The following is a 13373-nucleotide window of genomic DNA, read 5'->3' on the forward strand; positions in this document are numbered from 1 at the left end:
AAGAAAATCATAAAAGCTATACCTTACTGTACGGGACAATAAGGAGATGGTTTCGGTAATATAGAAAGAGAGCGGTTGCCGACATCGATATTGTGGCAGATTTTCTACTAAGCCTGTGAACAAGGGCGCGATTGTCCATCTTTGGTGGCATTTGCGCCCCGAAACAGCTATCATAAAATCAACTGATACAAGCCGCATGAACAGAAATTTCATGGGAATAGTCAGCTATCAAGTTATGAACTTACAATTTGCTGAAAGGGGAGTTGAACGGTGGCTTATCAATTAAGAGACAACTTCAAGCTATTTTCGTTGAATTCAAATCAGGAACTAGCTCAGGAGATCGCGGATCATCTCGGCTGTGAGCTGGGCAAAAACTCCATCACCCATTTTAGCGATGGGGAAATCCAGATCCATATCGAAGAAAGCGTACGCGGGGCGGAAGTTTACGTCGTCCAATCGACGTCTCAGCCAGGCCACGAACACGTCATGGAACTATTGATCATGATCGACGCGTTGAAGCGGGCATCGGCAGACTCCATCACAGCGGTCATTCCGTATTACGGATACGCTCGCCAAGACCGCAAAGCCAGTTCACGTGAACCGATCACGGCGAAGCTTGTGGCGAATATGCTGGTGAAAGCAGGTGTGGACCACATCATCACGATGGATTTCCACGCACCGCAAGTACAGGGCTTTTTCAACATCCCGGTCGACCAATTGCTCGGCATCACCGAACTGTCCGAGCATTTCATCAACAAAAAACTCGAAGACGCCATCGTCGTTGCACCGGATAATGGCGGGTTGAGCAGAGCCCGCAGACTCGCGGATCGCTTGGACGTCCCGATCGGCTTTATCGACAAGCGCAAAATGCCGGGCGAATCCGAGACGATGAATATCGTCGGCGATATCAAAGGCAAAAACGCGGTCATCATCGTCGACATCGTCGATACGGCGAAGACCGTTTCCGATGCAGCGAACTTGCTCGTGGAAAATGGCGCGAAAGCGGTCTACGCTTGCTGTACGCATGCCGTATTGTCCGGCGATTCCATTCAACGCATCCAAGACTCCGCGTTGACGGAACTGGTCGTCACCAACACGATCCACGTGCCGAAAGAAAAACGCATCCCGAAAATCACCATTCTCTCTGTTGCGCCATTGCTCGCAGAAGCGATCGAGCACGTGCACAACGAAAAGCCCGTCAGTCCTTTGTTTGAAGGCTGAGAATAGAGAAATGCAGCGAACCCCAACTGAGTGCCAGAATGACGGCACGCGGTTGGGGTTCGTTTTGTTTGTTAATAAAAAAAATTCTGTTGTGTAATCTGGATCATTAAAGTTTGAAAAAGAATGAAAATTATATATAAAAAATTTACATAATTAGTGACTTTTTGTATACACTCACTCTAAACATTATATAATGGAATATGGTACATATCTAAATACATAGGATTGGTGGTCAACAATTAATGGTAAGAAGGTCTAATTTGATGAAAAGAGCAGTAATATTTACAGTATTTTTAATGATGTTCCAGTTAGTTACTGGGATGGTGCCGGTGTTTGCGGAAGGAGGGGACGGGACGCCTCCTAAAGTTCATGAATTGAAAGTAAGTCAAATTGGGGATTCGGTTGGAGATCTAGTCAAAATATCAGGGAAAATCGAAGATGAATTAACTGGAGTAAAATATGCAAGAGTTATTTTTGATTCTCCATCAGGCGAACGCTCACTTACTGTTAATTTAGCTTTTAACGATTCTACTGGTCTGTACGAAGGAGACTATTTAATTGTACCTGAAGATGAAGGTGGAACTTGGCGATTTGATTATGTTTATGTTATTGATAATGCTTCAAATTCAAAGATATATTACCAAGTTAATTCTTCAAGTTCTTTGGATTTCTTCATCAATAATAAAAATGGAGACGGAACTCCACCTGAAGTTTTGAATTTGAATCTTAATACGAATGAATTAAAACCGGGGGACACATTAATAATTAACGGTGAAGTGCAAGATGATTTGTCCGGAGTAAGATATGCTAGAGCTATTTTTGATTCACCGTCAGGAGCACGTTCACTCACTGTTAATTTAGCTATTAATAAATCTACAGGACAGTATACAGGGGAGTATTTAGTCACTCCCGAAGATGAAGGTGGAATTTGGCGATTTAACTATGTTTATGTTATTGATAATGCTTCAAATTCCAAAATATATTATAATATCAACTCGGTGAATTCTCTAGACTTTGAAGTTATTAATCCAAATGGAGATGGGTCACCTCCTGAAGTTCAGGAAGTTAAAATTAGCCCGTCTTCGACGATTGATGCAGGGGAAAATGTGGTAATAAAGGCAGAAGTTTCAGATGATTTATCTGGAGTGAAATATGCTAGAGCTATCTTTGATTCACCTTCAGGTAATCGCTCTATAACAGTTCCTCTAGATTACAATAATGCAAGTGGATTATATGAAGGAACTTATCGAGTATTATCTTCTGATGAAGAAGGAGTGTGGAAGTTCGATTACTTTTACGTGATTGATAATATTTCCAATTCTAAAATTTATTACTCAAATAGTTTAACAGGAAAACTTAATAAGGATTCTTTTATTATAGAGCGAAAGCCTAGTGACATAAATAATCCAATTCTTAATGACCCTAAACTTTCATATGCTTTTACCTCAAAGAGTGAATCATGGGAGAATAAGAAAATTGAAAAAGATATCTATATTGGTCCTAATTCTACTGTTCATATTGAAGGTAACGTGACCATCACAGGAGATGTGTATGTTTACGGGACACTTATCACGCACGGCGGTCTTACAATCGGCGGCACATTGAATGCGAAAACTGTGACGTATGGTTCGACTTCATATGCAGCTCCTGGAGCAGTGCGAGTTGTCGGCGGAGTGAACTCGATTCGCTCGACTAGTGTGTCGAATCAAGCGTATCCGGTTCCATTCAATATCTACAGCGAAAATCTGACGAATGATATGGACACGGCCGTAATTGAAGGGAAAACTCTGCCATTTTTGGACATGACGATGCAAGGGAATCCTGTTTCACTTGAAGCGGATGGATCGTTCACGGCCACTGCAGATCCGGTAACTTCCGATGGGATCAGCTTCAATTTACGTGATGTTTTCGGAAATAATATGAAAAAAGAAATCTCAGTGACAGATGTTGTGGCACCAGCGAAAGTTCAAAACTTCTCCGTTTCAAAAACAACAGCGACTGAACTCCAAGTATCATGGGATGCGAATTCCGAGCAAGACCTTAACGGATATGAGCTCTATTTGAACGGTGAATTCGTAGAAGCAGTCTCTGCCGATACGCTTGACTATACGTTCGGCAGTCTTGAAGAAGGTACGTCATATGATGCTGCCATCGCAGCAGCTGATTTCAATGACAATGTCGGCGAAACCGTTACAGCGAACGGCACGACTTTGCTTTCGAAACCGGTAGTAGAGCCGATCAGTGACAAAACGATTTCTGTAACCGGACAAGCGGCTGCGGGCACTACTATTTTGATTGCCGCAGGCGAAGAAGAAATCGCTTCAGGTAAAGTGAGTTCAGATGGAAAATTTGCGATTGAAATCCCAGCTCAACAAGCGGGCACTGAACTATCGATCTCAGCAAGCAATGGAGCAGGGGTTGTCAGCGAAAAGACCATAATTACAGTCGAAGACAAAATCGCTCCTGCAGCTCCAAAAGTGGGAACTGTTTCCGATAAAGACACGGTCATTAACGGAACAGCGGAAGCGGGTGCTGCAATCGCAATTAAACTCGGGGACAACACAATTGGAGAGGGCTCAGCTGATGAATCAGGAAACTTCTCCATAGCGATACCGAAACAGCAAGCAGGCGATAAGCTAACGGCCATTGCAACAGATGCAGCTGGGAACGCCAGTGAAGCACTCAACATTTCTGTAGCTGATATGACTGCTCCAAAAGTGCCGACTGTAGAAAAAGTAACGGATAAAATGGTTTCAGTAAAAGGAACTGCAGAAGCAGGCTCTTCAATTAGCGTAAAACAAGGATCAGTGAAAATCGGAACAGCTGCAGCAGATGCACAAGGAAATTATGTGGTCTCCATTGCTAAACAGACGGCTGGAACAGAGTTGAACGTAACCGCTACTGATAAAGCAGGGAATGTAAGCGAAGCAGCAATGGCAACAGTTCTGGATGGCACTGCTCCATCTGCCCCTTCAGTAGAAGAAGTCACTGATAAATCGACTATAGTATCTGGAACTGCAGAAGCAAGCTCGAGTGTTTCGGTGAAGACTGGATCAAATGAACTTGCCAAGACAACTGCAGATAAAGAAGGTAATTTCAAAGTAAGCATTGCAAAACAAAAAGCAGGAACTAAATTGATCATCACGGCGACTGATACAGCCGGAAATACGAGTGAAGCGACAGAAATTACAATTTCAGACGTAACCGCTCCTGAAATCCCATCTGTAAACCCAGTGACGCATAAGACAACTGAAATTACAGGTTCCGCAGAAGCACTCGGCAAAGTGTCAGTATTCAAAGATTCAAAAGTCATTGCGAGCGGAACAACAGCGGAAGATGGAAGTTACCGAATCACGATCGATCCACAACCAGTCGATACAAAACTAGAAGTGACCGTGGCAGATCAAGCAGGAAACGTAAGTGGAAAAGCGAGCGTACTGGTAGAGAAAGCTGCACCGGAAGAAACGACGCGAATTTCCGGAACGAGCCGTTACGGCACAGCCATCGCCATTTCCAAAGAAGGTTGGGAAACCGCTGATACCGTCGTACTTGCAACTGCGGGTGATTTCCCCGATGCACTAGCAGGCGGTCCATTGGCATTCCAAGAAGATGCCCCGATCCTATTGACGCGGACAGGGAATTTAACAGATGAAACCAAAGCAGAAATTGAACGGCTTGGCGCTGAAAAGGTAATTATCCTTGGCAGCAAAGGCGCGGTTTCTTTAGAGGTTGAAGAAGAAGTGAAACAAATGGGCATCACCACTGAGCGAATCGGCGGCAAAAACCGTTTTGATACTGCTGCGTTGATTGCAGACCGCCTGGATTCTGAAGAAGCAGTAGTGGCCTATGGTTTTAACTTTCCCGACGTGTTGTCCGTATCGGCATATGCAGCGAAAAACGGCATTCCAATTTTATTGACACGTACAAACAAACTGCCGGTTGAAACGGCAGCAGCACTGGAAGCAGCTTCGAAAACCCATGTCATCGGCAGCACCGGTGCAGTAGGAGAAGCGGTGTTCAACACGCTGCCGAACCCAACTCGCTACGGCGGCAAGAGCCGTTACGACACAGGGTTTGAAGTAAACAATAAGCTTAAAATGGGCACAGAAAAAGCCTTTATCGCAACGGGATTAAACTTCCCGGATGCGCTGGCAGGATCGGTTCTTGCAGCGAAATACGACGCGCCGATTTTGTTGGTAAAAGAACAAGTGATTCCAGATGCGACAGCCGAACAATTGAATGCTTATGAAGCGTACTCAATTTTCGGCGGCACCGGTGCAGTCGGCGAGATTGTACGGGAACAATTGGACCAGCAATTGAAGAATTAAAAGCCAAACAGCGGATAATCCCTAGGGATACCCGCTGTTTTTCTCTGTAAAAAACGAACCGCTGCAAAAGCTTAGTGTGTTAGAGTGAAAATATGGAAATTCCGTAAAGATAAATACATTTATCTATTTGTTTCAAAATGAAGCGAATTTATAACTCCTGCTTCATTGAGCTGACTACAAATAAAAACGAAACGCTTTTACATTTGCAACAGTATATATAATTACCCATCAAAAATAAGGAGGAAAAGAAAATGAAAAGATTTTTCTATTACTTCATCTGGAGCATCGCCATCATCTTTATTGTGTATGCAGGGTTACAGCTTCAACAAGTATTGGATGAGAGGGCAGCTGCAGCATTTAACCCTACTCCACTTTGGATTTATGTCGTTATTTTTCCTGTTATCATCGGCCTGTTATTGCGGACGCCCAAATTCATGCTGGAAAGAAAAGAAAGCCGGATCGGCGGTTTCGATTGGAGTAAATTCTTAGCGGTCGGCGTGCCGGCATTCATCGTACTAGCTTTATCTATTTTGCCTTTATTGCCTATTGGAAATCTGATTTTTTCTGATGAAATCTATGTTCAAATTGACATGCTTCTTTTTAGCAGCACTACAGCACAAACAATCGCGGGTCTCGTCTTCGGCTATACATTACTCGACAGCTTCAAGAGCGAAGAGCGGGGGTTCCAGGAATCGACTTCCGACCTGTTCAACGCGGTGATGAGGTTTACGCCTAAGTAAGCGGATGCCGAATGAAAGAATATCAGTTTAAACTTTGCAAGGGGTGGATTTGTGTGAGGAAAAGCCTGAAGTTCATTTTCGTACTTCTATTGATTTTCGCCATGTCAGGCTGCTTTGCAGAAGATTACGATGTCGGTGTGCCGAGAGCGTATTTACTGGCAGATGATGGCTTGCGGGGCCAACCTGTGCAATTAACAGAAGCCAATCTCAGTTGGAGTTCGTCGAGTGGGGAAGTAACGGAAACGATCGAGGACATCGAAGAATTCGGCTTATCGCAAGAGACTACCGCAGTCTCCCCAAACCAGCCGGCTTCTTTGGATTTCAAGGAGAATGAAGAAAACGGCGGGGACATTTGGACAGATCCGACAATCACGGCTTCTTTGTGGCAAGATGGCGAGGAAACGAAGCTTGAATTAAACGAGTCGAGAGAATTCCGCTTTCCGCAAACCGAAGGGAATTATGCTTTAGCAGTGGAATTTATTGATCGGGATAATGAAGCCCAATATGCAGGAAATATCGTCATCGAAGAAACACCGGGGCAGAAGGCCGGACAGCTGCCAAAGTACAGCTATATGGAAATGCCTTTGATTACAAAGACAGATTCCACCGAACAAAATGGCGAGATATTCGACCATAGCTATTCCCAAGTATGCTGGAACAATTGTGGTGCTGACAGCAGCTATGAGGTTCCAGACGTTCATTCCGGAAATGCAGAAGCGGGGGATAGAATTGTGGTTGACTGGGGAATGATGGATCCAAGTCCGAGTGAAGTGAAGGTGATCGAGATAAACAGTGACGGAGAAGAAGTAAGCGAACAGGCCGTCGCGGCAGACAGTTCTACAGTAACCATTGAAGTGAATGAACAGGAGCTTGGAAAACAATATTCAATTCAATACTTATGGCGGGACGGGGAAGAACCGCTCGGCCACAGCAGCTTGGATTTCAAGCTGGAATAAGCTGCTCTGGATACTCACTGCATAGGGATGAGGCGACTTGTTTAGCTTCTATTGGCGGACTGGTCTTCTCTCCGTTTATCGGCATTTTGAGCATTGAAGACTCGAGAAATCCCGAAGCATTGTTCAGTCGAGTAAGGAAAGTGAATATAACCTAAGTACAGTTAAGTTGCATTCGCTTAGTCTTAATAAAAGGTTTGAATCAACATTTTAGGGAATAAATTTAGAGTAACGTGAAAAAAGGAGGGAAGAAAATGCCCACCTGCCAAAATTGTGGCAATAGATGGAGTTTGAAAGACACTTTTAAAGCCGCGTTTAAATTCAACGGTAATACCGGACAAAAATGTGCTCATTGCGGGGAAACACAATACGTCTCAAAAAAATCAAGAAACCAAACAGGGATTTTAGCAATAATTGCTTTCCTAGCTGTAGTCTTGATTCGTCCTTTGCTCAATCAAGATGTCAGCACTTCATTGCTCTTGGCAATGCCCATAGTCGGTGTGTTAGTGATTGCGATTATTTATCTTATAAAATTGTCCAACACCCCAGAGACCGTTCGTTGAAAATCATCGAAATACCACGCTGCGATCAAAAGAAAGCGACCAAACTATCGTAAGAATCGAATTTCTTGTTTAGACCAACTTTAAAAAGCTGGTCTTTTATTTTGAAATTGAATGTAACTTAATATGAAGTAAGCTACATTCAAATCCAGTGTTAAACCCACTGTTTATTCAATAAATTTAAAAGGAGATGGACATTGAAAACTCTCTCTGAAAAATTTATTTTTTATTTAATAACCCTGTTTATTTTCTTTTTACTTTTTAAAATTGTTGCCTGGTTAGAGAATGCGTATATCCCATTGAATACTCAAACTCAATTGATCTCTGGCATTATTATTCTGCCTGCTATTGTTATTCTTTCCTTTGTTTTATCCAGTTTACTTTATAAAAGCTTTAAAGAATCCAAGTGAATGTGAATGTAACTTGCTAGTAATTGAGTTGCATTCGGTTATTGGAACTTGTGAAAAGAGGGGTAATTCATATAAATATGTACCCGAAAATTTGGCGAAGATCAGAAGTGGAGGAAGTGAGCCATAATCATGTTAAAAGTTGTTTTGCCTCTGCTAATTTTAAGTATAGGTTTGGCCGCGGCTTACATTTGGAGTAGAGACAAGTCACAGAAAAAGAAGCAGATTGCATGGGGGATTACTTTGATAGTTGTGGTTGCACCGTTTTTTTCTTGGCTTGTTGGAGGGGTTTATGCAACATTTGGATCTGTTGAAACTACCGGATGGGCAGAGGTCGTCTATCCACTGTTTATTTTTCCTGTGATAGGCCTCATTGGAATTTGGCACTTGGTAAAAGGGATTCTTAATAAAGAAAAAGCAACCTAGTTTTTGAATGTAACTTATTGCAAATTAAGTCGTATCCAGTTTATTGCTGCCATAAATGTATTCCATGTTTAAGAGGGATATGTTACTTTCTGCTCCGCCGATACCAGTTGCATGAAATTCGAAGCCAATCACGTGTAACGGGCTCATCATGAGGGAAGAAGAATAGAAACACGGGACAGTCAGGAGTGCATTTATGAAATACGCTAGACGCATCGCTTTTGGGTTAGTAGTTGTTCTCTTTGTCTACTCACTCGTTTACAATTTACTTGCTGAAGAGTTCAACTGGCCATGGGTCATTGTGATGGCCATTATCATGATTTGGGTCGCTTTCGTCTTTATCGTTGGGATGCCTGGAAGAAGAAAAAAGCAACTGAAAATTGATTGAAGGAAAAGGACGGTCTTGAAAAAGGCGGTTCTTTTATTGATTCAAATGCAGTTTAATAGCAAGTAAGTTACATTCAATTCCTTAGAAAAAATACATTCAACACCTTGTTCAGTAAGGCTTTGAAGCTTCAAACTCAATAAGATAGAATCTTCTATTTTATGTGAAAGTTGAACTTAAACCTAAGGGGTTTTAGGATCTCATCTTCTCATAAAACACTAGACACACTCCTATCACAAATTTACAGAAATATCAGACTTAATGAGTGCCTAGCATTGATAAAACATCCTAAAAATATTATAATTCTTATAAGTAAACGCTTCCATTTAATGTGAAATAGAAGGTGCCATTCAATGATTTAGATGATGGAAGGGGTTGCGGGGGAAATAGTTATGGTGATGCGGCAATATAAAATTCTGCTTTTACCAAAAGGAGAATGAGAGAAATGACAAAGATGGAGTTACCGCGGGGGAAAAGTTACATTCGGCTCGACCAGATCAGCCAGGAAGATATCGACAACTTGATTTTAAGGGTCAACAGCTGTACGTGGCGGCAAACCTTTCACATCCAACCGGTGTCTGGGCTGCTCAATGACCCGAACGGTTTCTGTTTTTACAACGGCGAGTTCCACTTGTATTATCAATGGCACCCGCTAGGCCCGTTCCATGGCCTGAAGTATTGGTATCACACCAAATCGACAGACCTCGTAAACTGGGAGAATGTCGGGATTGCCATCAAGCCGGACGAGTATTTTGACAGCCATGGTGCCTATTCGGGAAGCGCGGTGGAACATGACGGGCAATTATACTTGTTATATACCGGCAATACGCGGGATGAGAATCTCGTGAGACGCCCTTATCTCTGCATCGCGCTCATGGATGATGAAGGAAACATCATCAAATCGAAAAAATCCGTGCTCGATAAAGTGCCGGAGGGCTATACCGAGCATTTCCGCGATCCGAAATTATGGAAAGTGGACGACCGGTATTATGCGGTCATCGGCGCGCAGCGAACCGATGAAACGGGGGCTGTCTGTTTATTGAGTTCATCCGATTTAGTGGAATGGAAGTTTGAAGGCGAGCTGGCCACCAACTTGGACAATTTCGGTTTTATGTGGGAATGCCCGGATTATTTCGAGATGGGCGATCGGGGCATCCTGATTTTCTCACCGCAAGGGCTGGAGGCAGAGGGGGATCTTTACCAGAATATTTACCAGGCCGGTTATGTGCTGGGCGAGAAAATCGATTTGGAGCGGCGGGAATTGATTCACGGGGATTTTATCGAACTCGACCGCGGATTTGATTTTTATGCCCCGCATACGATGAAGGATCCGAGCGGCAGACGGCTCATGGTCGCCTGGATGGGCCTGCCGGAAATCGAGTACCCGACCGACATCAACGGATGGGCCAATTGCTTGACCATCCTCCGGGAATTATCGCTTCGGGACGGGAAAATCATCCAGACGCCGATTGCGGAACTGCAAACACTCCGCAAGAACAAAACCGAAGCACAAGGTGAACTTATGGACGAAACAAAAGTGGTGGAGGGATTCTCCGGTGTTACGTACGAGCTTATTTGTGAGTTTGAACAAGGGGACACCGTGGAATACGGCATCGAATTCCGCGCGAGCGATACAGAAAAAACGGTGATCAAATTTGATGCCGCCGAAGGAAAAGTGATCATGGACCGTGCGGCATCGGGCAAGGTGATCGGCAGCAAGCATGGCACCGAACGGAAATGCCGGATTGACGGGGATGTATATAAGTTTCATCTGTTCGTCGATTCATCGTCCGTGGAGATCTTCGTCAACGACGGGGAAGAAGTGTTTACCGCACGGATCTTCCCGGATATTAGAAGCCAGGAAATCCGGTTTTTTGCGACAGGCGGCCGCGCTGCGTTCAAAGCGGTGAAGTGGGATTATTGATGACCGAAAGCAGGAAAAGGGAGAGGTGCCGAATGGGAAACTTGTTCTCGATTGGCGAAATACTGATCGATTTTATTCCCCATCAAAAAGGCATCGCCTTAAAAGATGTGGATTCGTTTACACGAGTGCCTGGCGGTGCGCCTGCGAACGTGGCAGCGGCGGTTGCGAAGTTTGGGGGCACCGCTTCACTCATCACCAAAGTGGGGCAAGATGCCTTTGGTGATTTTCTGCTGGAACGGCTGGCCGAGGCGGGCGTGAAAATCGATAAGATTCCGCGCACAAAAGAAGCGAATACCGGGCTTGCTTTCGTCTCGTTGCGCGAAGACGGGGAGCGGGACTTTTCGTTTTACCGGAACCCTTCTGCGGATTTGCTTCTCGAACCCTCAGAAGTCGATGCCGGCTGGTTCGGGCAAGGCGATGTGCTGCATTTCGGTTCGGTCGATTTAGTCGACAGCCCGATGAAAAAAGCACACGTAAAAGCGATCGGGGCTGCCAAGAGGCACGGCGCGATCATCAGTTTTGATCCCAATGTGCGCTTGCCGCTTTGGGACAATCCGAAGCAATGCCGGGAGACCATTCAGGAATTCATTCCGACGGCGCATCTCCTCAAAGTTTCCGATGACGAACTGGAATTCATCACCGGCATAGCGGACCAGTCCATCGCCATTGCCTCTTTGTTTACAGGGGATGTATTGGCAGTGGTGTTGACAAAAGGCGCAAAGGGTGCCGATCTGTACGTGCAAAACGAAAAATATTCATCGCCGGGATATTCGGTAAAAGTCGAAGATACGACGGGAGCGGGCGATGCGTTCACCGGCGCTTTCCTGTACCAATTATTGAATTTGGGCACGGGGCAAGACAATCTGGAAGCGCTATTAAGTGAGCATCACGAGCAGCTGCTGGCTTTTGCAAACGCCAGCGGGGCGCTGTCCACTACTGGAAAAGGAGCCATTTCTTCGCTTCCGACGAAAGAACAAGTCTTGGAGTTAATGAATTAAAACCGCCAAATGTCCATACGTTTTAGCAAACAACTTTATAAATACTGCAAACAACCTTATAAATACCGCAAACAACCTTATAAGAACTGCAAACAACCTTATAAGTACCGCAAGCAAAAAAACCATTCCAAAATCAGTCGATTTTGGAATGGTTTTTTTAATTGATTATGCGAAGCCTAACAACTTCATGATGCTCAAAATCAGGATGCCGATTACGCCAAAGTCTGAGTCGCCAAAGGTCGTTCCGGTAAATCCGATATCGCCCATCAACACCAATAGGATGGCCGGGATAAAGCTGATGATCAATCCGTTGGCAAATGCGCCCGCCATGGCACCGCGCCTTCCGCCTGTGATGTTGCCGAAGACGCCGGCTGCGGCTCCCGTGAAGAAATGCGGGACCAGGCCAGGAACGATCACGCTCAATCCGAGAACGGGAAGGATGAACATCGCCAACAATCCAGCGAAGAAGCTGAACAGGAAACCGATGATGACGGCATTTGGCGCAAAGGGGAAGACCGTTGGAACATCCAATGCCGGTTTGGTATTGGGCACCAATTTATCAGCGATTCCCTGGAAAGCAGGCACGATTTCAGCAATCAGCATTCGAACACCCGCCAGGATGATAAAGACGCCTGCTGCAAACGTGATCGCTTGGATGAACGAGAAGACCAAGAAATTCGAACCGCCTGATAGGGTCGTTTCAATATAGTCCTGTCCGGCAAACAAAGCGACAACGAGGAAGAACAACACCATCGTCAACGAAACGGCTACAGACGTGTCTCTCAAAAAGCCCAGTGATTTAGGGACTTTGATCTCTTCCGTCGTTTTTTCTTTATTGCCGACCCATTTGCCGACATTGGCAGAAACGAAATAGCCAATCGAGCCGAAATGCCCGACAGCAAAATCGTCGCTGCCCGTAATTTGACGCACATACGGCTGCAACAGTGCTGGAAACAGCACCATGCAAAGCCCCAGGATAATAGATCCGACAATGATCAATGAAGCGCCTTCGAGTCCGCCGACTGACAAAGTGACGGCGAGCAGGCAGGCCATAAACAAGGTATGGTGGCCTGTCAGGAAAATGAATTTAAACGGCGTAATGCGTGCCAAAACAATATTGGTGATCATTCCGAATACCATGATCAAGGCAGTCGACGTGCCGAACTCGCTTTGTGCAGCAGCGACAATCGCTTCATTGTTCGGGATGACGCCTTGCACGTTGAATGCATAGTCGAACATTTTCCCGAAGATGTCCAGCGAGCCGATCAAGACGGTCGCGCCGGCTCCGATAATTAGAAAGCCCATTATTGTCTTTAATGTGCCCGATACGACGTCCGCACTGCTTTTGCGCTGCAGCAATAAGCCCACGAGCGCAAACACGCCGATGAGAATGGCCGGTTCACCCAAGATGTCGTTCATGATTATTTGTAACAT

The 13373-nt window shown here is 44.9% G+C and carries 10 protein-coding genes; 9 read left to right on the forward strand and 1 reads right to left on the reverse strand.

The annotated features are described in order from the left end of the window. Nucleotides 1-270: 270 nt before the first annotated feature. From AB9R92_RS12965 to AB9R92_RS13005, 9 genes are all read left to right on the forward strand, one after another. Nucleotides 271-1221: a ribose-phosphate diphosphokinase gene (locus AB9R92_RS12965; protein ID WP_370669841.1), complete on the forward strand. Its 951-nt coding sequence runs from the start codon at nt 271-273 to the stop codon at nt 1219-1221. A 263-nt stretch (nt 1222-1484) separates the two neighbouring features. After that, on the forward strand, nt 1485-5549 hold the full coding sequence (locus AB9R92_RS12970) for an Ig-like domain-containing protein (protein ID WP_370669842.1): 4065 nt from the start codon (nt 1485-1487) through the stop codon (nt 5547-5549). 251 nt (nt 5550-5800) lie between these two features. Continuing rightward, entirely contained in the window at nt 5801-6289 is a 489-nt protein-coding gene (locus AB9R92_RS12975; protein ID WP_370669843.1) for a hypothetical protein, read from the forward strand. 53 nt (nt 6290-6342) lie between these two features. Continuing rightward, the gene (locus tag AB9R92_RS12980) at nt 6343-7245 is read left to right on the forward strand and encodes a hypothetical protein (RefSeq protein ID WP_370669844.1); all 903 of its coding nucleotides are present in this window, start codon (nt 6343-6345) and stop codon (nt 7243-7245) included. Between the two features lie 251 nt (nt 7246-7496). Beyond that, the gene (locus tag AB9R92_RS12985; protein WP_370669845.1) at nt 7497-7805 is read left to right on the forward strand and encodes a TIGR04104 family putative zinc finger protein; all 309 of its coding nucleotides are present in this window, start codon (nt 7497-7499) and stop codon (nt 7803-7805) included. 536 nt (nt 7806-8341) lie between these two features. Further along, a complete protein-coding gene (locus AB9R92_RS12990; RefSeq protein WP_370669846.1) occupies nt 8342-8635 on the forward strand; it encodes a hypothetical protein in 294 nt (97 codons plus the stop codon). A 193-nt stretch (nt 8636-8828) separates the two neighbouring features. Then, nucleotides 8829-9020, forward strand: a complete 192-nt coding sequence (locus tag AB9R92_RS12995; protein WP_370669847.1) for a hypothetical protein — start codon at nt 8829-8831, stop codon at nt 9018-9020. A 451-nt stretch (nt 9021-9471) separates the two neighbouring features. Beyond that, nucleotides 9472-10941, forward strand: coding sequence for a glycoside hydrolase family 32 protein (locus AB9R92_RS13000; RefSeq protein ID WP_370670111.1), 1470 nt, complete (start codon nt 9472-9474; stop codon nt 10939-10941). Between the two features lie 32 nt (nt 10942-10973). Beyond that, nucleotides 10974-11939, forward strand: a complete 966-nt coding sequence (locus tag AB9R92_RS13005; protein ID WP_370669848.1) for a carbohydrate kinase family protein — start codon at nt 10974-10976, stop codon at nt 11937-11939. A 165-nt stretch (nt 11940-12104) separates the two neighbouring features. Here AB9R92_RS13005 and AB9R92_RS13010 read toward each other — a convergent pair whose 3' ends face one another. After that, nucleotides 12105-13373, reverse strand: coding sequence for a PTS ascorbate transporter subunit IIC (locus AB9R92_RS13010; RefSeq protein WP_370669849.1), 1269 nt, complete (start codon nt 13371-13373; stop codon nt 12105-12107).

Origin of the sequence: Planococcus sp. SSTMD024 (genome assembly GCF_041320495.1) — a bacterium.
GTDB lineage: Bacteria > Bacillota > Bacilli > Bacillales_A > Planococcaceae > Planococcus.

What these genes read in the sequence shown, in the direction of transcription:
- AB9R92_RS12970 (WP_370669842.1), top strand. Translation starts at nt 1,485, where the DNA reads ATGAAAAGAGCAGTAATATTTACAGTATTTTTAATGATGTTCCAGTTA.
- AB9R92_RS12975 (WP_370669843.1), top strand. Translation starts at nt 5,801, where the DNA reads ATGAAAAGATTTTTCTATTACTTCATCTGGAGCATCGCCATCATCTTT.
- AB9R92_RS12985 (WP_370669845.1), top strand. Translation starts at nt 7,497, where the DNA reads ATGCCCACCTGCCAAAATTGTGGCAATAGATGGAGTTTGAAAGACACT.
- AB9R92_RS12990 (WP_370669846.1), top strand. Translation starts at nt 8,342, where the DNA reads ATGTTAAAAGTTGTTTTGCCTCTGCTAATTTTAAGTATAGGTTTGGCC.
- AB9R92_RS12995 (WP_370669847.1), top strand. Translation starts at nt 8,829, where the DNA reads ATGAAATACGCTAGACGCATCGCTTTTGGGTTAGTAGTTGTTCTCTTT.
- AB9R92_RS13000 (WP_370670111.1), top strand. Translation starts at nt 9,472, where the DNA reads ATGGAGTTACCGCGGGGGAAAAGTTACATTCGGCTCGACCAGATCAGC.
- AB9R92_RS13005 (WP_370669848.1), top strand. Translation starts at nt 10,974, where the DNA reads ATGGGAAACTTGTTCTCGATTGGCGAAATACTGATCGATTTTATTCCC.
- AB9R92_RS13010 (WP_370669849.1), bottom strand. Translation starts at nt 13,373, where the DNA reads ATGTTACAAATAATCATGAACGACATCTTGGGTGAACCGGCCATTCTC.